This is a genomic window from Streptomyces sp. NPDC056361 (genome assembly GCF_042262805.1).
In the GTDB taxonomy this organism is placed as follows: Bacteria; Actinomycetota; Actinomycetes; order Streptomycetales; family Streptomycetaceae; genus Streptomyces.
In genome coordinates this window covers 64,577-84,080 of sequence record NZ_JBHJQI010000011.1, presented here as the reverse complement: position 1 = coordinate 84,080, position 19,504 = coordinate 64,577, and the positions used below count along the sequence as shown (strand labels likewise).

Sequence of the window (19,504 nt, the reverse complement as noted above, 5' to 3'; positions counted from 1 at the left end):
GGGGCGCCGACCGCGCGCCCCACCCGAGGAAGGGGCCGCGAGATGGTGACCACCACGGCAAGCGACACGCGCGAACGGGCGAGGGGTGCGCTCCTCGGCCTCGCCGTCGGTGACGCGCTCGGCGCGCCCGCCGAGAACATGCGGCCCTCCGAGATCCGCCGCCGCTGGGGCCGCATCGAAGGCTTCGTCATGGACAGCCCGGCCGGCACCGACGACACCGAGTACGCCATCTTCTCCGCCCTCCTCCTCGCCCGCCACGGCTCCGCCCTCACCGTCCACCACGTCGAACGGGCCTGGCACCACTGGATCGCCGACCTCGACGAAGGCCCCTTCCGCGGCGCGGGCTTCTCCGAACGCGGCACCTTGGAGAACCTCCGCCGCGGCCTCACCGCCCCCATCTCCGCCCAGCACCGCCACGCCTGGAGCGACGGACTCGCCATGCGCGCCGCCCCGTTCGGCGTCTTCGCCGCCGGTCGCCCCGCGGAAGCCGCCCGCCTCGTCGCCATCGACGGCAGCGTCAGCCACGACGGCGAAGGCATCTACGGCGGCCAGGCCGTCGCGGCCGGCGTCGCCGCGGCGATGGGCGGCGCGGGCGTCACGTCCGTGATCGCGGCGGCCCTCTCCGCCGTCCCGATGGACTCCTGGACCGCCCGCTCCCTGCGCCGCGCGGTCGTCGCCGCCCAACGCGTCCAGCCCGACCCGCTCACCCGCGAACGCCAGGTCCGCTCCGCCGTCGTCATCGGCGGCTACCCCTGGACGGACCTCGCCCCCGAAGCCGTCGGCCTCGCCTTCGGCGCCTTCGCCGCCGCCCGCGGCGACTTCCGCACGGCGGTCCTGACGGCGGTCAACATGGGCCGCGACGCCGACACCACCGCTGCCGTGGCGGGCGCCCTCGCCGGCGCCTCCGGCGGCCTGAGCTCCATCCCGGACGACTGGGCCTCCGCCATCGCCCCCGTCACCGGCAGCTGCCTCCCCTCCATGCGCGGCTACCACGTCCTCGACATCGCCGACCTCCTCACCCCGGAAGCAGACACCCAATGAGCGCAGACCTGACAAACCCCACCCCGACCACCGCCACCGGCGCCTCGACCCCTGCCACCCCCGCCACCCCTGCAGCCGCCCCCACCGCCGGCGCCGGCGCCTCGGCCACCGCCACCCCCGCCACCCCAGCTGTGGGCAATCGCCCCTCCCCCAGAGTTCGTCCGGGGGGACCCCCAGGGCGGGACGGGTGGGCACAGCCCCCGTTGCCGGGTCCCGGCCCCCTGCCCGGTGCCCCGCAGGACCCACCTCCCGTCGCCCCGGTCCGCGGTACCGGCTCATGGGGCGGCCCCCAGGAGAGCCCGCACGGACACGAGGCCCCCCACCGCCCCGCCCGCGACGCGGTCGAAGGCCTTCTCCTGGGGATCGCCGCGGGCGACGCCGCAGGATGGCCGGCCGCCCGCCACCGCGCCGCCCGCATGCCGGAGTGGACCCGCCGCCTCACCCGCGAACTCGACACCTTCGCGGAGCAGAACGCGACGACGACCCTCCCCGTCCCCATCGCCCTCAACCAGCCCCCCGAGCCGCTCCGACTCGGCCCGTCGGACGACGCCGAGTGGGCGGTGTTCACGGCCGAGGCGGTCCTCGCCTCCGCGGGCCCGGTCTTCGCGGGCCTCCCCCCGGAGCGCCGGCTGCGGGCCGCCGTCGACCTGGCGTGGAACGCCCTCGCGGGCCAGGTCGCCGCCGCGGCGGACCGGGCGCCCGAGGTCGAGTCGGCCGTACTCCCCCTGCGCGCCCGGATCTCGGTCCGGGCGGGTCTAGGGAACCTCGCCACCGGCCTGCGCCCACCCGCGACCGGCCACGACAACCCGCACTTCTTCGACGACGCGGCCTGCGTCCGCGCCGCGGTCCTCGCGGTCGTGCACCCCGGCGACCCGCACGCCGCGGCCGAACTCGCCGAGTTCGACGCCCGGTACACGCAGGACGGCGACGGCGTGCACGGGGCGCGCGCGACGGCGGCGGCGGTCGCGGCGGCGCTGGGCGGGGCGACGGTCGAGGAGGCCGTCGGGGCGGCGCTGGCCGAACTCCCGCCGGTCACCGAGATCGGCCGCAACGCCCGGCACGCGGTGAAGCTGGCCGAGACCGCCGCTTCGGCGTTCGAGCTGGTCCCGCTCCTGGAGCACCAGATCGTGGACCACGTGTACAGCTACGGCATCGCGGCCGCCGAGACCGTGCCGGTCGCCCTGGCCCTGGCGACCGCCGCCCGGGGCGAGATGGGGGCGGCGGTCCCGGCCGCCGCCTGCCTGTCCCGGGTCGCCGACTCGGCGCCGGCGCTCGCGGGGGCGCTCACCGGCGCGCTGGGCGGCGGGCGTTCGGTGCCGTCGAGCTGGCGGGACGCCTGCCGGACGCTGGCGGGCTGTGCGCTGCCCCGGCTCGCGGGGACGGATCTGGTGGAACTCGCCGGGCTGCTCGGAGCCACGGAACCGACCGCCCCAGGTGGACAATTCCGACATGACACCCACACAGGACGTGCCCGCACCGGTCGGCCCCCCTCTGGATGACCGGATCACCGGAAGCCTCGTCGGGGCCGCCGTCGGCGACGCGCTCGGCGGCCCCGTCGAGGGCTACACCCCCGAACAGATCCTGGAGCGCCACGGCGGCCGGGTCACCGGGATCGTCGGCCCCTGGAACGGCGGCGACTGGCGCACCGCCCGCCCCATCGCCCCGTACCACAAGGGCGACGGGCACGTCACCGACGACACCTTGATGACCCACGCGCTGATCCGGGTGTACGAGAAGGTCCGCGGCCACCTCGACGCGTACGCGGTCGCGGACCACCTCGTGCCCGAACTCATGGGCTCCCCCGTCTGGATCCCCGAGCTGGAGGCCGAGGCGCTGCCCCTCCAGCGGATCTTCCTCGCCGAGAAGTGGATCGTGACCCGGCTCCACTACGGCCACGTCGATCCGCGCGAGGCCGGCGGCGGCAACGTCGTCAACTGCGGCGCCGCGATGTACATGGCGCCCGTCGGCCTGGTCAACGCCGCCCATCCCGCCGCCGCGTACGCCGAGGCGATCGACCTCACCGGCGCCCACCAGTCCTCGTACGGCCGGGAGGCGGCCGGTGTCTTCGCCGCCGCGGTCGCGGCGGCCTGCGCCCCGGGCGCCACCCCGGCCTCGGTGGTCGGCGCGGCCCTCTCGCTCGCCAAGGACGGAACGCGGGCGGCGATCGAGGCGGTCGCCGAAGTCGCCGCCGGCCACACGGACTTCGAATCGGCCCTTGCTCCCCTCCGCCGGGCGGTCGCCCCCTTCGACTCGGTCGGCCCCGACTACCGCTCGCCCTCCCTCGGCGCCCGCCGCCCCTCCCGCCTCCACGCCATCGAGGAACTCCCGATCGCCCTGGGCATGCTGCTCGTCGGCGAGGGCGACTTCCGCCGTACGGTCCTCGGCGCCGTCAACTACGGCCGCGACTGCGACTCGATCGCCACGATGGCCGGCGCGATCGTCGGCGCGCTCCACGGCGAGTCCGCCGTCCCCGCCGACTGGGCGAAGCGGGTGGCCGAGGCCAGCCGCCTCGACCTGCACGCCCCCGCGGCGGCCCTCACCGCGGTCGCCCGCGAGGTCTTCGCCCGCGACACCGCGCTGCGCCGGGCCCACGAGTCGGCCTTCGCGACCCTGACGAGCGCCGACCGGTGACCCTGCGCCTGACCTGGGTCCAGCCCGAGGACCTGGTGGGCCACGAGCTGCGGCAGGCGACGGAGGACGGCCGCGACGCCCACGCCCTCGCGGCCCGCTGGACGGCCGCGGGCGGCCCGCCCGCCCCGCGGACGGCCGGCGCCTCGGAGACCCCGCGCCCCCACCTCCGCCCGCTGGCGGAGGAACTCCTGGACACCCTGGCGACCCTTCCCGGCCCCCTGTCGGCCCTGGAACCCACGGCCTTCACCGACATCACCACCGCAGCGGGCGCCCCTTCCGCAGCGCGATCGGGATCCCCCCGGACGGAGCCCACCGGCGAGACCCGCGGCAAGGACGGCCCCGGCGGGGAGCGCAGCGGCGGGGAGCGCAGCGGCGGGGAGCGCACCAGCGGAGAGGCCAGCGGCCGGGAGCGCACCGACGGGGAGGGCACCGGCCTCCTCCACCGGCTGCACGCCGCCTGGCTGGGCCGCGCCGCCGGCTGCCTCCTCGGCAAGCCGGTCGAGAAGCTCCCCCTCCCCGCCATCCGGGCGCTCGCCCGGGCCGCCGGGAACTGGCCCCTCACCACGTGGTTCACCGCCCGCGGCGTTCCCGGCGAGCTGCTCGCGGCCCACCCCTGGAACCGCCGCTCCGCCGCCACCTCGCTCGCCGAGAACATCGACGGGATGCCGGAGGACGACGACCTGAACTACCCGCTCCTCAACCTGCTCCTCCTCCAGCGGTACGGGCGCGACTTCACCACCGCCGACGTCGCGCGCCTCTGGCTCGACGAACTGCCCGCCGGCCGCACCTTCACGGCCGAGCGCGTCGCCTACCGCAACCTCCTCGACGGGATCGAACCCCCGCTGACCGCCCTCCACCGCAACCCGTTCCGCGAGTGGATCGGCGCCCAGATCCGGGCCGACGTGCACGGCTGGACGCATCCGGGCGACCCGGTCGCCGCGGCCGCGCAGGCGTACCGGGACGCGGCGCTCACGCACACGGCCAACGGGGTCTACGGCGCCATGTTCGTCGCGGCGACCCTGGCCACGGCGGCGACCGGCACCGCCGACGTCCACCGGGCGCTCGCGAGCGGCCTCGGGGTGATCCCACCGTGCTCGCGGCTGGCGGCGGCCGTCCGCCTCGGCATCGCGGCGGCCCGCGCCACGCCCGACTTCGACGCCGTCGTGGACCGCCTGCACGCCGAGCTCGGCGGGTACCACTGGGTGCATGCCGTTCCCAACGCCGCCCTGCTCGCCGCCGCCCTCACCCACGGCGACGGCGACTTCTCGCGCTCGGTCTGCGCGGCGGTGTCGGGCGGTTGGGACACCGATTCCAACGGGGCCACCGCCGGTTCGGTCGCCGGTCTCCTCGCCGGGCACCCCGACCGGCTGCCGGAGCGCTGGACCGCTCCGCTCAAGAACCGTCTGGCGACGTCGGTCCCGTCCTTCGACGGCATCGGCTTCGACACGCTGGCCGAACTGACACACACGGAGGCAGTACGCCCATGACCAGCATCGTCGTGCTCGGCAGCACGAACATGGACCTCGTGGCCTATGTGCCGAGGGCCCCGGCCCTCGGCGAGACGGTCACCGGCCGCTCGTTCCGCACGATCCCCGGTGGCAAGGGCGCCAACCAGGCCGTCGCCGCCGCACGCGCGGGCGCCGAGGTCGCGATGATCGGCGCGGTCGGCGCGGACGACTTCGGGGCACGGCTCCGCGCCACGCTCGAACACTGCGCGGTGGACACCGATCTCCTGCGCACCGCCGAGGGCTCCTCCGGCACGGCCCACATCGTCGTCGACGACGAGGGCGGCAACGCGATCGTCGTCGTCCCCGGCGCCAACGGCACCGTGACCTCCCTCTCGCACGGCGACGAGGCCCTCATCGGCACCGCCGACACCCTGCTCCTCCAGCTCGAACTCCCCCTCCCCGTCGTCGTCGAGGGCGCCGTCACCGCCCGCCGGCTCGGCGTCCGCACGATCCTCACCCCCGCCCCCGCCCAGCCGCTGCCTCCGGAACTCCTCGCCGCCACCGACCTGCTGGTGCCCAACGAGCACGAGGCAGCCGCCCTCACCGGACTCGCCGACCCGCGCGCGGCGGCCCGGGCCCTGCTGCGGTTCGTCCCCGAGGTGGTGATCACCCTGGGCGCGGCCGGCGGCCTGTACGCGGCCCGCGACGCCGAGCCGGTCACCGTCCCCGCCCCCCGGGTCAGGGCGGTGGACACCACGGCGGCCGGCGACACCTTCGTCGGCGCCCTCGCGGTCGCCCTCGGCGAGGGCCGCCCCGCACCGGAGGCGCTCGCCTGGGCGCAGGCCGCCGCCGCGCTCTCCGTCCAGCGACAGGGCGCGTCGACCTCGATGCCGTACCGCGTCGAGATCGAGGCGGCCTTCCTCTCCCCCGACACCCTGGAGGCCGACTCCGCATGACCGTCCACGCTCCGGCCGCCGCGCCGACGAACCCCGCTCCCGCCGCCCCGGCGCCGCTCCAGGGGCTGCGCGTCCTGGACCTCGCCACCCTCTTCGCCGGCCCGCTCGCGGCCATGATGCTCGGCGACTTCGGCGCCGACGTCGTCAAGGTCGAGCACCCGCGCAAGCCGGACCCGTCCCGCGGGCACGGCCCCGCCAAGGACGGCATCGGTCTCTGGTGGAAGGTCCTCGGCCGCAACAAGCGGACGATCACCCTGGACCTGTCGTCGCCCGGCGGTCGCGACACCCTGCTCGCGCTCGCCGCCGACGCGGACGTGATCGTGGAGAACTTCCGACCCGGCACCCTGGAACGCTGGGGTCTGGGCTGGGAGGAGCTCTCCACCGTCAACCCGCGGCTGGTCCTCGCCCGGGTCACCGGCTTCGGCCAGTTCGGCCCGTACGCCCACCGGCCCGGATTCGGCACCCTCGCCGAGGCCATGAGCGGCTTCGCCGCCATCACCGGCGAGCCCGAGGGCCCGCCCACCCTGCCTCCCTTCGGTCTGGCCGACTCGATCGCCGCCCTCGCCACCGCGTACGCCGTGATGACCGCGCTCACCGCCAGGACGACGACCGGCCGCGGCCAGGTCGTCGACATGGCGATCATCGAGCCGATGCTCTCCGTCATCGGACCCCACACCCTCTGGTACGACCAGCTCGGTTACGTCCAGCCCCGGACCGGCAACCGCTCCCGCAACAACGCCCCCCGCAACACGTACCGGACCGCCGACGGTTCCTGGGTCGCCGTCTCCACCTCCGCCCAGTCGATCGCCGAGCGCGTGCTGCGCCTGGTCGGCCGCCCCGAACTGATCGACGAGCCGTGGTTCGCCGACGGCACGGGCCGGGCCGCACACGCGGACGTCCTGGACGAGGCGGTCGGCTCCTGGATCGCCCGCCGCACCCGCGACGAGGCGATGGCGGCCTTCGAGAAGGCGGAGGCGGCCATCGCCCCGGTCTACGACGTCCGGGACGTCGTCGCCGACCCGCAGTACCAGGCCCTCGGCACGGTCACCGAGGTGCAGGACCCCGAACTCGGCCCGATCAAGATGCAGAACGTCCTCTTCCGGCTCTCCGAGACCCCCGGCGCCATCCGCTGGCCCGGCCGCCCCCACGGCGCCGACACCACCGACGTCCTCACCGAACTCGGCCTCACCCCCGCCGAGATCGACGACCTCCGCGACCGGGGAGCGGTATGAGCGGCGGCGTGACCGGGGTCGACCGTCTCGCCCGCGTCCGCACGCCCCTCACCTGGCTGTACGCCCCCGGCGACCGGCCCGCGGTCGTCGCCAAGGCCCTGTCCTCCGGCGCCGACGTCGTCATCGTCGACCTGGAGGACGCGGTCGCCCCGCACCGCAAGGCGTACGCCCTCGACGCCACGGCCGATCTGCTCGCCGACGCCCACCCCGTCCCGGTGCACGTCCGCGTCCACTCCCCGCACGACATCCCCACCCTGGCCCCCCTCCCCGGCCTCTGCGGTCTCCGTGTACCCAAGGTGACACACGCCACTGACATCCACCGGATCGCCGGGCTCGCCCCCGGTCTCCCCCTCTACCCGCTCCTGGAGAACGCCCTCGCCCTGGAGCACGCGTACGCCATCGCCACCGCCCACCCGGCCGTGCGCGGCATCGCCCTCGGCGAGGCCGACCTCCGCGCCGACCTGGGCGTACGGGAGGACAGCGGGCTCGACTGGCCGCGCGGCCGGGTGGTGGTCGCGGCCCGGGCGGCCGCCCTCCCGCCCCCGGCCCAGTCGGTCCACCCCGACATCGGCGACCTGGACGCCCTGGCCGCCGGCTGCGCCCGGGGCCGGGCCATGGGCTTCCTCGGCCGGGCGGCGATCCACCCCCGCCAGCTCCCGGTCATCGAACGGGCCTACCTGCCCACCCCCCAGGAGGTCGACGCGGCCCGGGAGGTCGTCGCCGCGGCCGCCACCGACCAGGGCGCCCTGGCCCTCCCCGACGGCCGCTTCGTCGACGCGGCGGTGGTGGAGGGCGCCCACCGCGTCCTCGCCCTCGCCTCCCGCACGGCCTGACCCCCGTACGCGAGAGGGCCGCCGGAACCTTTCGGTCCCGGCGGCCCTCTCGGCAGCGGAAGGATCAGCCCTTGGCGGCCGACCCGGCGCCGTTGCCGGCACCGGCTTCCTCGTTCTTGTCGGAGTCGGCGACCGGAGCGGCGTCCTCGGGCTCGCCGTCCACCGACTCGCCCTCCCCGGACTCCCCGGACTCGGTGGACTCCCCGGACTTCTCGCCCTTCCCGGACTCCGCGGCCTTCCCGTCCTTCTCCGCCGCCTTGGGCTCCACGATCTCCTCGCGTCCCGGCCGCATCCGCGACGAGACCACGATGTAGACCACGGCGAGCAGGAAGACGACGATCGCCGTCCACACGTTCAGCCGCAGGCCGAGCACGTGGTGCGCCTCGTCGACGCGCAGGTACTCGGTCCAGACCCGGCCGGCGCAGTACGCGGCCACGTACACCGCGAAGGCCCGCCCGTGGCCGAGCTTGAAGCGGCGGTCGGCCCAGATGACGAGGAAACCGACGCCGACGCACCAGAGCGATTCGTAGAGGAAGGTCGGGTGGTAGAGCCCGGCCTCGCGGTTCGCGCCCTCGGTGATCTTCAGGGCCCAGGGGAGGTCGGTCGGCCGGCCGTAGAGCTCCTGGTTGAACCAGTTGCCCCAGCGGCCGATGGCCTGGGCGAAGGCGATACCGGGGGCGATGGCGTCGGCGTAGGCCGGCAGCGGGATGCCTCGGCGGCGGCAGCCGATCCAGGCGCCGACGGCGCCGAGCGCGATCGCGCCCCAGATACCGAGGCCGCCCTCCCAGATCTTGAAGGCGTCGACCCAGTTCTCACCCTCGCTGAAGTACAGCTGGTAGTCGGTGATCACGTGGTACAGGCGTCCGCCGACGAGGCCGAAAGGCACCGCCCAGACGGCGATGTCGGCCACGGTGCCGGCGGTGCCGCCCCGGGCGATCCAGCGCTTGTTGCCGTACCAGACGGCGACGAAGACACCGATGATGATGCAGAAGGCATAGCCGCGCAGCGGGATCGGTCCGAGGTGGATCACGCCGGTCGACGGGCTGGGAATGTAGGCAAGGTCCATGGCAGGACCGACGCTACCCTGCCGGGCGGGCGGGACGGCAGCCCACCCGGCAACGTATGGGTAACTAACCCGGCCTCGAACGGCTCAGCCGGCCGAGGGCGAGGCCGTGCCGGCCTTCTTGCCCTTGTTGGCCTCGGCCACCCACTTCTTCAGGTTCTCCGGGGAGATCTGCTCGTTCCCCTTGGTCGGGAAGATCGATTCGCCGTTGAGGAGGACGGACGGGGTGCCGCGGAAGCCGCCGCTCTGGAAGGCCTCGTTCGACTTCGTGACCCAGCTGTCGTGCGTGCCGTCCTGGACGCAGCTGCGGAAGGTGGGCGTGTCGAGCCCCGGGACCTTCGCCGCCAGCTCGATCAGCTTGTCGTTCTTGCCGAAGGCGTCGTCCGTCTCCGGCGGCTGGTTCGTGTAGAGCGTGTCGTGGTACGCGGTGAACTTGCCCGCGTCCTGGGCGCACGCGGCCGCGTTCGCCGCGCGCAGCGAGCCGCTGCCGCCCATGTTCCCGTCGATGAGGGTGGCGAGGTGGTACTCGGCCTTGAGCGCGCCGGAGGCCTCCAGCTCGTGGATCGTGTCCCGCATGACGGTCTCGAACTGGGCGCACGCCGGGCAGCGGAAGTCCTCCCAGATCGCGAGGGTGGACGGGGCGTCCGTCGTGCCCGTGGGGATCGCGGGCTTGTCGCCCTCGATCGATCCGGTCGGCGCGACGACCGGGCCGGCCTTGTCGGATCCGCCGTCCTTGTCGCTGTTCGCTGCGATCACGCCGACGACCGCGGCGAGGCCGAGGACCCCGACCACCGCCGCCGACACGATCAGGACGCGCCGCTGCTTCTCGCGGGCCTTGTCGCGCTCGCGCTGCTGCTGGAGGCGCTCCCGCGCGCTCCGGTTACCGTCACCACGGTTCTTCTCGCTCACGCCTCAGGAACGAACCGGGGAGGCGCGTACGTGCCTCCCCGGTCCCGGATCCACCCGAACGGGCTACGAAACGCGGCGGACACCCTCGGCGAGTTCGCCCGCCAGTTCCCTTACGGCGGCCAGCCCGGCGGCCTCGTCGCCGTCGGCGTCGAGGATGCGCTGCACGAAGGCGGAGCCGACGATGACGCCGTCGGCGAAGCCGGCGACCTCCTTGGCCTGGGTGGCGTTGGAGACGCCGAGGCCGACGCAGACCGGCAGCCCGGACGTGGCCCGGGTGCGCCGGACCAGGTCGGCGGCCTGCTCGCCGACGGACTCGCGGGTGCCGGTGACCCCCATGAGCGAGGCGGCGTAGACGAAGCCCGAGCCGACCGACGTGATGGTGGCCAGGCGCTCGTCCTTGCTGCTGGGCGCGACGACGAACACGGTGGCGAGACCGCGCTTGTCGGCGTGCTCGCGCCAGACGGCGGACTCCTGGACCGGCAGGTCGGGCAGGATGCAGCCCGCGCCGCCGGCCGCGGCGAGCTCCTCGGTGAAGCGCTCGATGCCGTACCGGTCGATCGGGTTCCAGTACGTCATGACGAGGACCGGCTTCCCGGTGGCCTCGTGGGCCTCGCGGACCGTCCGCATGACGTCGGCGATCTTGACGCCGCCGCGCAGGGCGATGTCGTCGGCGGTCTGGATGACCGGCCCGTCGAGGACCGGGTCGCTGTGCGGCAGACCGACCTCGACGACGTCGGCGCCGCCGTCGAAGGCCGCCTTGATCGCCGCGATGCCGCCGTCGACCGTCGGGAAGCCCGCCGGCAGGTACGCGATGAGCGCGGCCCGGTTGTCGGCCTTGGCCTTGGCCAGGGTGTCGCTCAGCAGCTGGATGTTCCCGGTCGTCACTTGGAGCCCTCCCCGTCGTACAGCCCGAAGTAGCGGGCGGCCGTGTCCATGTCCTTGTCCCCGCGCCCCGAGAGGTTCACGAGGAGCAGGGCGTCCTTGCCGAGCTCCTTGCCGACCTCGAGGGCCCCCGCGAGGGCGTGCGCCGACTCGATGGCCGGGATGATGCCCTCGGTGCGGGAGAGCAGCCGCAGTGCCTGCATGGCGGCGTCGTCGGTGACGGCCCGGTACTCGCCGCGCCCGCGGTCCTTGAGGTACGCGTGCTCGGGGCCGATGCCCGGGTAGTCGAGGCCGGCCGAGATCGAGTACGGCTCGGTGATCTGGCCCTCCTCGTCCTGGAGGACGTACGAGCGCGAGCCGTGCAGGATGCCGGGCTCGCCGGCGGTGAGGGTGGCCGCGTGCTCGCCGGTCTCGACGCCGTGGCCGGCCGGCTCGCAGCCGATCAGGCGGACGCCCGCGTCCGGGACGAAGGCGTGGAAGAGGCCGATGGCGTTGGAGCCGCCGCCGACGCAGGCGATGGCCGCGTCGGGCAGCCGCCCGGCGCGCTCCAGGACCTGGCGGCGGGCCTCGACGCCGATGACCCGGTGGAAGTCGCGGACCATGGCGGGGAAGGGGTGCGGGCCGGCCACGGTGCCGAACAGGTAGTGCGTCCTGTCGACGTTCGCGACCCAGTCCCGGAACGCCTCGTTGATGGCGTCCTTGAGGGTGCGGCTGCCGGACTTCACGGCGATGACCTCGGCGCCGAGCATCCGCATCCGGGCCACGTTCAGGGCCTGGCGCTGGGTGTCGACCTCGCCCATGTAGATGGTGCAGTCGAGGCCGAACAGGGCGCAGGCGGTGGCCGTGGCCACGCCGTGCTGGCCGGCGCCGGTCTCGGCGATGACCCGCGTCTTGCCCATGCGCTTGGTCAGCAGCGCCTGGCCGAGCACGTTGTTGATCTTGTGCGAGCCGGTGTGGTTCAGGTCCTCGCGCTTGAGGAAGATCCGGGCGCCGCCCGCGTGCTCGGCGAACCGGGGCACCTCGGTGAGGGCGCTCGGACGGCCCGTGTAGTTGACCATCAGGTCGTTGAGTTCGCGCGCGAACTCCGGGTCCGCCTTCGCCTTGTCGTACTCGACGGCGACCTCGTCCACGGCGGCGACCAGCGCCTCCGGGATGAACTTGCCGCCGAAATCGCCGAAGTAGCCCTCGGCGTTGGGGACCTGGCCCTCCAGGTCCGGAATGAAGAACTCGCTGGACATGCGGATGCTCCTCGCGGGGCGGATGCCCCGGGATACGTGTGGTTGATGGTCACGTTATGCGCGCGCCACGCTCACATCCGGCAACACGGTCGCCTGTCGCCCCGACCCGTCGCGGCGGCCACCGCCCGTTGCGACCCGCCCCGCCCGTTGTGGGCAATCGTTCCGCTGGGGCGGAACGGGTGGGCACAACGGACGGCGCCCCCTGCCGGGCCTAGGCTTCTGCGCCTGAACCCGCACCGGATGCGCGCCGCGCTATGGGTGCGGGTAGGTGCAGGGGGCGGAGGCGCCGCCAAGGGCGCCGTCCCGTGTGCCCACCCGTCCCGCCCTGGGGGTCCCCCCGGACGAAGTCTGAGGGAGGGACGATTGCCCACACGGGCGGTGGGCCGGGACGACGGGTTCGGTCAGGCGTCGTGTGTGGAGGTGCGCGGGGCGCGCGGGCGCCATCGCATGCCGTTGACCTGGCCCGGCTCGGAGCCGATGACGTAGCGGACCCGGCGGCCGTGGACACGGCGGGCGGGCGCGCGACAGCCGCGCGGGCGGCAGCCCCTGGCCAGCGGGGCGTGCTTGGAGACGGGGGCCGCGACGGTACGGAGCCGGCCGCGGCGGCCCGACGCGTCCGCGGGCACGACCGCACCGCCCGGGGCGGTGCCCAGGGCGGTCGGCGTGGCGCGGACGGGGGTCATGGCGGGGTCAGCTCCGGCCGTGGCGGAGGGCCGGGTGGGCGCCGGCGGCGACCAGGTCGGCGACGGCGGCCTTCGGGTCGCGGCCGGTGACGAGGGACTCGCCGACCAGGACCGCGTCGGCTCCGGCGTTGGCGTAGGCGATGAGGTCGTGCGGGCCGCGGACGCCGGACTCGGCGACCTTGACGATGTGCGCCGGGATCTCGGGGGCGACGCGCTCGAAGGTGGAGCGGTCGACCTGGAGGGTCTTGAGGTTGCGCGCGTTGACGCCGATGATCCGGGCGCCCGCGTCGACGGCGCGCTCGACCTCCTCCTCGTCGTGGACCTCGACCAGCGGGGTCAGCCCGATGGACTCGGCACGCTCGATGAGGGAGACCAGCGCCTCCTGCTCCAGGGCGGCGACGATGAGGAGCGCGAGATCCGCTCCGTACGCCCGGGCCTCCCAGAGCTGGTACGCGGTGACGATGAAGTCCTTGCGCAGGACCGGGATGTCGACCCGGGCGCGGACGGCCTCCAGGTCGGCGAGGGAGCCGCCGAAGCGGCGCTGCTCGGTGAGGACGGAGATGACGGCGGCGCCGCCCGCCTCGTAGTCCGCGGCGAGACCGGCCGGATCGGCGATCGCGGCGAGTGCGCCCTTGGACGGGCTGGAGCGCTTGACCTCGCAGATCACCTTGACGCCGTCGCCGCGCAGTGCGGCGACGCCGTCCTTGGCCTGCGGCGCCTTGGCGGCGCGCTCCTTGAGCTCGTCGAGGGTGACCCGCGCCTGTCGCTCTGCGAGGTCGGCGCGCACGCCTTCGATGATCTCGTCGAGCACACTCACGCGAGGGGCCCCCTTCCGGGACGGTGATGAGGAAACAGGTTCAGCCACTTCGATCCTATCCGCAGGACGGCCCCGGACTCGCATCGGCCGGAGCGGCGTCCCACCTGCTGGGACTCCCGTCGGGGTCCCCGAGTGCCGGTGAAGGGCCTCAGGGGGCCAGCGCGGAGCCGAAGGGAAGGTTCCGGACCACGGTGAAGAGGGCGAGGACGGCCCCGATCCCCCACCACCAGACCGGGGAGACCGCGAGGCGCATCGGCACCGCGCGGGTGGCACGAATCAGCCAGACGGCCATGACGACGGCGAAGAGCCCGTAGCCGACGACGGCCAGGGCGTTCGCGCCGAGTGCGGCCGGCAGGTCTCCGGTGACGAAGGCGTGGGCACTGCGGAGTCCGCCGCACCCGGGGCAGTACAGGCCGGTGAAGCGGAGCAGCGGGCAGACGGGATAGTGCCCGGGTTCGTTGGGGTCGACGGCCCCGACGTACGCGAACGCCGCGGCGACCCCGGCGAGCGTCCCCACCGGCGCGAGCAGCCGCCGCACGAGCGGCCGGGGCGGCGGTACGACGCCCCACGGGCCTCCGGACCACCCGGGCACGGCTCCGCCCGGACCCCCGTGCCCCGCGTACACGGCCCCGTCCGGACTCCCGGGCCCCGCATGGGCGGCCGGTGTCGGGGCGGGGGCGGGGGCGGGTGGGACGGGGTTCCCCGGTGGGGTGGATTCACCCGGTCGGGTGGGGGATGCGTCGGTCGCGGCTCCGGCCGTCGGGTGCGTGTCCACCCGGTGATTCTCGCCCCTGACGCGCGAGGGCGCAGCCCGGCACGGCCGGACTGCGCCCTCGAGTGCGTCGTGTCGCGTCAGGAACGGGCCAGCGCGGTCGCGGTGGCGGCCTCGCGGGCGGCGGCGACGGCCGCCGACTCCTTCGGCATGCCGAGGCCGGCGGCCTTCATCGCACCGCCGACGATGCCGCCGAGGAGGATGACGCCCACGCCGGCCCAGAAGCCGGGCAGGTTGGCGGCCACCATGAAGACGCCGGCGATGCAGAAGCCGATGAAGGAGATGATGACACCGGTCCAGGCGGCCGGGGTGTGTCCGTGGGCGCTGCCCGCCATGAGTTGCTCCTCGTTGCAGTTGCTCGATGGTGAGGTCTCGCGTGCGCGGACACTCGGCGTCCATTGTCCCGCACGTGGGCGCGCGAGGATGAATCGGGGGTCCCGGGACGATCACGCGTCGCGGTCGGCCCTCCGGTCAGCCGCCGTGCGTGGGGTCCTCACCGCGGTCGAGGGCCTTCCACAGGTCCTCGGGCCGGTCGGGGTCGGTGGTGGGCGTCTTGCGCCCGGCGCGCGGGGTTCCGGACCGTTCGTAGCGGCCGCCCATCGCGGGCCAGCTCTTGCCGAAGCGCAGGGCGAAGAGGCCGGCGAGCAGTATGAGGGCGGCGCCGGCCGCGGTCACGTACGGCCAGGCGGTGTGGGTGAGGCCGGCCACGGCGGCGGCGGTGTCGCCGCTGATGCGGGCGGCCTCGGCGTCGAGGGCGCTGCTGTCGGAGGCGCCGAGGACCGCGGCGAGCGCGGCGCCGGCGCCGCTGAGCGCGAGGAGCGCGGCGACGAGGGTGCGGCCGGTGCGGCGGACGGCGAAGACGGCGAAGAGGGCGGCGAGGCCGACGATCGCGAGGGCGGTCGGCACGCCGGTGACGGCGCTGCCGTCGGCTTCGACGGGAACGCTGCCACCGCCGACGGACGCGGTGCCCTCGGCCCAGATCTGGCCGGCGGAGAGCAGGACGACGGTGGCGCCGAGGGCGCCGAGGAGGAGGGCCGCGGCCAGGCTGCGGCGGCCGCCGGTGGGGACGGCCGCGCGGGCGGCCCGGGGCTGGGGTACGGGTACGGCACTCACGTACCCCACTATCCCCTACGTGCTCAGTTGTCGTTCATCCGGTTGGCGGTGTGGACGGCGCGGAGGACGGCCGCGGCCTTGTTGCGGCACTCGTTGTCCTCGGCGACGGGGTCGGAGTCGGCGACGACACCCGCTCCGGCCTGCACGTACGCGGTGCCGTCGCGGAGCAGGGCGGTGCGGATGGCGATGGCGGTGTCCGCGTCGCCGGCGAAATCGAGATAACCGACACATCCGCCGTACAGGCCGCGCCGGGAGGGTTCGAGCTCCTCGATGATCTGCATCGCGCGGGGCTTGGGGGCTCCGGAGAGCGTGCCGGCGGGGAAGCAGGCGGTGAGGACGTCGAAGGCGGTCCGTCCGTCGGCGACCGTACCGGTCACGGTGGAGACGATGTGCATGACGTGCGAGTAGCGCTCGATCGACATGAAGTCGACGACCTCGACGGAGCCGGGCGCGCAGACCCGGCCGAGGTCGTTGCGGCCGAGGTCGACGAGCATGAGGTGCTCGGCGCGTTCCTTGGGGTCGGCGAGCAGTTCCTCGGCGAGGTCGTGGTCCTCCTGCGGGGTGGCGCCGCGGTGCCGGGTGCCGGCGATGGGGTGGACCATCGCCTGCCCGTCCTCGACCTTGACGAGGGCCTCGGGGCTGGATCCGACGACGTCGAAGCCGTTCTCGAAGCGGAAGAGGTACATGTACGGGGAGGGGTTGGTGGCCCGCAGGACCCGGTAGACGTCGAGCGCGGAGGCGGTGCAGGGGGTCTCGAAGCGCTGCGAGGGCACGACCTGGAAGGCCTCGCCGGCCCGGATGCGCTCCTTGATGTCCTCGACGGCGTCCTGGTAGGCGGGGCCGCCCCAGAGCGCGGAGAACTCGGGCAGTTCCGAGGCGGGCAGGGCGGTGGGGGCGGTGGCGACCGGGCGGGCGAGGTCGGCCTCCATGGCGTCGAGGCGGGCGACGGCGTGCGCGTACGCCTCGTCGACGCCGGTCTCCAGGTCGTTGTGGTTGATCGCGTTGGCGATCAGCAGGACCGAGCCGTCCCAGTGGTCGAGGACGGCGAGGTCGCTGGTGAGGAGCATGGTGAGCTCGGGGAGCTGCAGGTCGTCGCGGCCGTGCTCGCCGATCTTCTCCAGGCGGCGGACGATGTCGTAGCCGAGGTAGCCGACCATGCCGCCGGTGAACGGGGGCATCCCGGAGGAGAGGTCACGGGGGGTGTGGAGGGCTTCGACGGTGGCGCGCAGGGCGTCGAGGGGGTCGCCGTCGGTGGGGACGCCGACGGGCGGGGTGCCCAGCCAGTGCGCCTCGCCGTCCCGCACCGTCAGGGTGGCGTCGCTGCGGACCCCGATGAAGGAGTAGCGGGACCACGAGCGGCCGTTCTCCGCGGATTCGAGGAGGAAGGTGCCGGGCCGTTCGGCGGCGAGCTTGCGGTAGAGCCCGACCGGGGTGTCGCCGTCCGCGAGGAGCCTGCGGCTGACGGGGATGACGCGGCGGTCGGCCGCCAGCTTGCGGAACGTCTCGAGATCCATGGCGCCAGACCTTACTGGGATACGGGGAGCACGTCGGTGTCGAAGCAGGTCCGGGTGCCGGTGTGGCAGGCGGCCCCGATCTGGTCGACCTTGACGAGGACGGTGTCGGCGTCGCAGTCGAGGGCGACGGACTTGACGTGCTGGACGTGGCCGGAGGTGTCGCCCTTGACCCAGTACTCCCGGCGGCTGCGGGACCAGTAGGTGGCGCGGCCGGTGGTGAGGGTGCGGTGCAGGGCCTCGTCGTCCATCCAGCCGAGCATCAGCACCTCGCCGGTGTCGTACTGCTGGGCGATGGCGGGGACGAGCCCGTCGGGGCTGCGCTTGAGCCGGGCGGAGACGGCCGGGTCGAGATTGCTGCTCATGGCGCCATTGTGCCGTGGTCCGGGGTGGTGTCCGGCCGGGCGTCCACTGGGCGGACCGGTCGCCCCGGCCGTACGCTGACGGGCATGTCGACCCATGCGAAACGTGAACGGCTTCTGCTCGCCGATCTGTTGGAGGCGGCGGGTCCGGACGCCCCGACGCTCTGCGAGGGCTGGCGGACCCGGGACCTCGCCGCCCATGTGGTGGTGCGCGAGCGGCGGCCCGACGCGGCGGCCGGTTCCCTCGTGCCGGTGCTGCGGGAGCGGCAGGACCGGGTGCAGGCGGAGTTCGCCGACAAGCCGTACGAGGAGCTGATCCAGCTCATCCGTACGGGACCGCCGCGGTTCTCGCCGTTCACCATCAAGCAGGTGGACGAGGGGGCGAACGTCGTCGAGTTCTACGTGCACGCGGAGGACGTGCGCCGTGCGCAGCCCGACTGGTCGGCGCGCGAGCTGGATCCGGTCTTCGCCGACGCCCTCTGGTCCCGGCTGGAGCGGATGGCCCGGCTCCTCGGCCGCAAGGCCCCGGTGGGTCTGGTCCTGCGCCGTCCGAACGGCCAGACGGCCGTGGCCCACCGCGGCACCCCGGTGGTGACGGCCTCCGGGGAGCCGGGCGAGCTGGTGATGTACCTGTACGGGCGCCAGGACTCGGCGAAGGTGGCCCTGGAGGGCGAGCCGGAGGCGATCGAGCGGCTGCGGGAGACGAAGCAGCTGGGGATCTGAGCGGGCTGCTTCGGCGGTTCGGCGCGACGGTTCGGGGCTACTTCGGCAGTTCGGCGCGGCGGAGGGCGGGGACCAGGAGGGCGTACGCGCCGGACAGGGCGCAGACCGCCGCGCTGACGACGAAGACCGGGCCGGGGCCCCAGAGGCCGACGGCAGCGCCGGTGACCGGGAAGCTCAGCGGGGCGATGCCGAAGCTGCCGAGGCTGGAGACGGCGCTCACCCGGCCGAGGTAGGCGGGGTCGCACTCGGTCTGGACGAGGGCGTTGCACAGGGCTCCGGAGAGTCCGGCGAGCAGGCCGATGGAGACCGCGACGAGGCCGGCGAGGGCCAGCTGGGGGACGTGGGCGAGGGCGCCGATCGATACGGCTCCGAGCACCATGGTCCAGCCCATGACGGCGCCGGCGCGGGGGACCCGGCCCTTGACGGTCAGCAGCAGGGAGGCGCTGCCGGCGCCGATGCCGAAGCCGGCGAGGACCCAGCCGATGCCGGCGGCGCCCCAGCCGCGCTGGTCGGACAGGACCGCGAGGCCGACGTTGAGGGGGCCGGCGAAGCCGAGGTCGGCGAGGAGGACGACGATCATCAGCGGGCCGAGCGTCCGGTGGCCGCGAAGGTAGCGCAGGCCGGCGGCGAGGTCGCTCAGGGCGGTGCCGTCGGTCGCCCGGTCCTCGTGCGGCAGCGGGCGGAGCTCGAGCGCGCCGAGCAGGGGCAGGGACAGGGCGAAGAGGATGCCTGCGATGCCGAAGGCGGTGGCGGTGCCGCCGAGGGCGACGGCGAGCCCGCCGAGCGGGGCGCCGAGGACGGCGCCGAGCCGGTAGGCGAGGCCGCGCATGCCCTGGACGCGGGCGAGCTGGTCGTGCTCGGCGATGCGGGGCGGCAGGGCTCCGACGGCGGGCAGGAAGAGGGCGTCGACGACGCCGAAGACGAGGGCGACGGCGGCGAGCGCCCAGAGGCCGGGCGTGGCGAGGAACAGCGTCGCGGCGAGGCCGAGGACGACCAGGGCGCGGACGGCGTCGGAGGCGATGACGACCCGGCGGGGGCCGAGGCGGTCGGCGATCGCTCCCCCGACGAGCAGGAGCAGTGCGCGGGGCACGGCGGAGACGGCCATGACGAGTCCGGCCTGGGCGGGGGTGCCGCTGCTGACGGCCGTCCAGGAGAGGGCGAGGTAGTAGACGCTGTCGCCGAGGGTGGAGGCCGTGTAGGCGCCGAGCCAGCGCAGGACCTGGGGGCTGCGGTGGGCGGGGCGGGCGGTCGCGGGGGCGGTGGTCCCGGTCGTCGTGGTGGCCATCGTCC

The 19,504-nt window shown here is 74.7% G+C and carries 20 protein-coding genes; 8 read left to right on the top strand and 12 right to left on the bottom strand.

The window, feature by feature from the left end:
• Nucleotides 1-42 precede the first annotated feature (42 nt).
• From ACFCY7_RS05945 to ACFCY7_RS05915, 7 genes are read left to right on the top strand one after another with little or no spacing between them, the layout of a single operon-like run.
• Nucleotides 43-1,041 (top strand): ADP-ribosylglycohydrolase family protein, encoded by a 999-nt coding sequence (locus ACFCY7_RS05945; protein WP_376481701.1) that lies wholly within the window; start codon nucleotides 43-45, stop codon nucleotides 1,039-1,041.
• Nucleotides 1,038-2,540 carry an ADP-ribosylglycohydrolase family protein gene (locus tag ACFCY7_RS05940; protein ID WP_376481700.1) on the top strand — a complete coding sequence of 501 codons (1,503 nt, stop codon included), beginning with the start codon at nucleotides 1,038-1,040 and terminating at the stop codon, nucleotides 2,538-2,540. Before ACFCY7_RS05945 ends, ACFCY7_RS05940 begins: the two co-directional genes overlap by 4 nt.
• The gene (locus ACFCY7_RS05935; RefSeq protein ID WP_376481697.1) at nucleotides 2,491-3,672 is read left to right on the top strand and encodes an ADP-ribosylglycohydrolase family protein; all 1,182 of its coding nucleotides are present in this window, start codon (nucleotides 2,491-2,493) and stop codon (nucleotides 3,670-3,672) included. Before ACFCY7_RS05940 ends, ACFCY7_RS05935 begins: the two co-directional genes overlap by 50 nt.
• On the top strand, nucleotides 3,669-5,159 hold the full coding sequence (locus ACFCY7_RS05930) for an ADP-ribosylglycohydrolase family protein (protein ID WP_376481696.1): 1,491 nt from the start codon (nucleotides 3,669-3,671) through the stop codon (nucleotides 5,157-5,159). The genes ACFCY7_RS05935 and ACFCY7_RS05930 overlap by 4 nt, the downstream gene beginning before the upstream one ends.
• Nucleotides 5,156-6,076, top strand: coding sequence for a ribokinase (gene rbsK, locus ACFCY7_RS05925; protein WP_376481693.1), 921 nt, complete (start codon nucleotides 5,156-5,158; stop codon nucleotides 6,074-6,076). The genes ACFCY7_RS05930 and rbsK overlap by 4 nt, the downstream gene beginning before the upstream one ends.
• Nucleotides 6,073-7,308 (top strand): CaiB/BaiF CoA transferase family protein, encoded by a 1,236-nt coding sequence (locus ACFCY7_RS05920; protein ID WP_376481691.1) that lies wholly within the window; start codon nucleotides 6,073-6,075, stop codon nucleotides 7,306-7,308. Before rbsK ends, ACFCY7_RS05920 begins: the two co-directional genes overlap by 4 nt.
• Entirely contained in the window at nucleotides 7,305-8,141 is an 837-nt protein-coding gene (locus ACFCY7_RS05915) for an HpcH/HpaI aldolase/citrate lyase family protein (RefSeq protein ID WP_376481689.1), read from the top strand. The genes ACFCY7_RS05920 and ACFCY7_RS05915 overlap by 4 nt, the downstream gene beginning before the upstream one ends.
• A gap of 64 nt (nucleotides 8,142-8,205) precedes the next feature.
• On the opposite strand, the gene lgt is transcribed toward ACFCY7_RS05915, so the two are convergent.
• The 11 genes from lgt to hisI all read right to left on the bottom strand — a co-directional run bounded on the left by lgt (nucleotide 8,206) and on the right by hisI (nucleotide 17,494).
• A complete protein-coding gene (gene lgt / locus ACFCY7_RS05910; RefSeq protein WP_376481687.1) occupies nucleotides 8,206-9,207 on the bottom strand; it encodes a prolipoprotein diacylglyceryl transferase in 1,002 nt (333 codons plus the stop codon).
• An 84-nt stretch (nucleotides 9,208-9,291) separates the two neighbouring features.
• A complete protein-coding gene (locus ACFCY7_RS05905; RefSeq protein WP_376481686.1) occupies nucleotides 9,292-10,113 on the bottom strand; it encodes a DsbA family protein in 822 nt (273 codons plus the stop codon).
• Between the two features lie 63 nt (nucleotides 10,114-10,176).
• Nucleotides 10,177-10,998, bottom strand: a complete 822-nt coding sequence (gene trpA, locus ACFCY7_RS05900) for a tryptophan synthase subunit alpha (RefSeq protein WP_376481684.1) — start codon at nucleotides 10,996-10,998, stop codon at nucleotides 10,177-10,179.
• A complete protein-coding gene (gene trpB, locus ACFCY7_RS05895) occupies nucleotides 10,995-12,233 on the bottom strand; it encodes a tryptophan synthase subunit beta (protein ID WP_376481682.1) in 1,239 nt (412 codons plus the stop codon). Before trpB ends, trpA begins: the two co-directional genes overlap by 4 nt.
• A gap of 401 nt (nucleotides 12,234-12,634) precedes the next feature.
• A complete protein-coding gene (trpM, locus tag ACFCY7_RS05890; protein WP_376481732.1) occupies nucleotides 12,635-12,787 on the bottom strand; it encodes a tryptophan biosynthesis modulator TrpM in 153 nt (50 codons plus the stop codon).
• A 136-nt stretch (nucleotides 12,788-12,923) separates the two neighbouring features.
• A complete protein-coding gene (trpC, locus tag ACFCY7_RS05885) occupies nucleotides 12,924-13,733 on the bottom strand; it encodes an indole-3-glycerol phosphate synthase TrpC (protein WP_376481680.1) in 810 nt (269 codons plus the stop codon).
• Between the two features lie 148 nt (nucleotides 13,734-13,881).
• Entirely contained in the window at nucleotides 13,882-14,325 is a 444-nt protein-coding gene (locus ACFCY7_RS05880; protein ID WP_376481678.1) for a DUF2752 domain-containing protein, read from the bottom strand.
• A gap of 260 nt (nucleotides 14,326-14,585) precedes the next feature.
• Entirely contained in the window at nucleotides 14,586-14,840 is a 255-nt protein-coding gene (locus tag ACFCY7_RS05875) for an HGxxPAAW family protein (RefSeq protein ID WP_376481677.1), read from the bottom strand.
• A 136-nt stretch (nucleotides 14,841-14,976) separates the two neighbouring features.
• Nucleotides 14,977-15,627: a TIGR02234 family membrane protein gene (locus ACFCY7_RS05870; RefSeq protein ID WP_376481675.1), complete on the bottom strand. Its 651-nt coding sequence runs from the start codon at nucleotides 15,625-15,627 to the stop codon at nucleotides 14,977-14,979.
• A gap of 14 nt (nucleotides 15,628-15,641) precedes the next feature.
• Nucleotides 15,642-17,132, bottom strand: a complete 1,491-nt coding sequence (locus ACFCY7_RS05865; protein ID WP_376481673.1) for an anthranilate synthase component I — start codon at nucleotides 17,130-17,132, stop codon at nucleotides 15,642-15,644.
• 11 nt (nucleotides 17,133-17,143) lie between these two features.
• Nucleotides 17,144-17,494 (bottom strand): phosphoribosyl-AMP cyclohydrolase, encoded by a 351-nt coding sequence (hisI, locus tag ACFCY7_RS05860; RefSeq protein WP_376481670.1) that lies wholly within the window; start codon nucleotides 17,492-17,494, stop codon nucleotides 17,144-17,146.
• An 84-nt stretch (nucleotides 17,495-17,578) separates the two neighbouring features.
• Between hisI and ACFCY7_RS05855 the strand changes: the two genes are divergently transcribed.
• Nucleotides 17,579-18,214 (top strand): TIGR03085 family metal-binding protein, encoded by a 636-nt coding sequence (locus ACFCY7_RS05855; protein ID WP_376481668.1) that lies wholly within the window; start codon nucleotides 17,579-17,581, stop codon nucleotides 18,212-18,214.
• Between the two features lie 37 nt (nucleotides 18,215-18,251).
• On the opposite strand, the gene ACFCY7_RS05850 is transcribed toward ACFCY7_RS05855, so the two are convergent.
• Nucleotides 18,252-19,499, bottom strand: coding sequence for an MFS transporter (locus ACFCY7_RS05850; RefSeq protein WP_376481665.1), 1,248 nt, complete (start codon nucleotides 19,497-19,499; stop codon nucleotides 18,252-18,254).
• Between the last annotated feature and the right edge of the window lie 5 nt (nucleotides 19,500-19,504).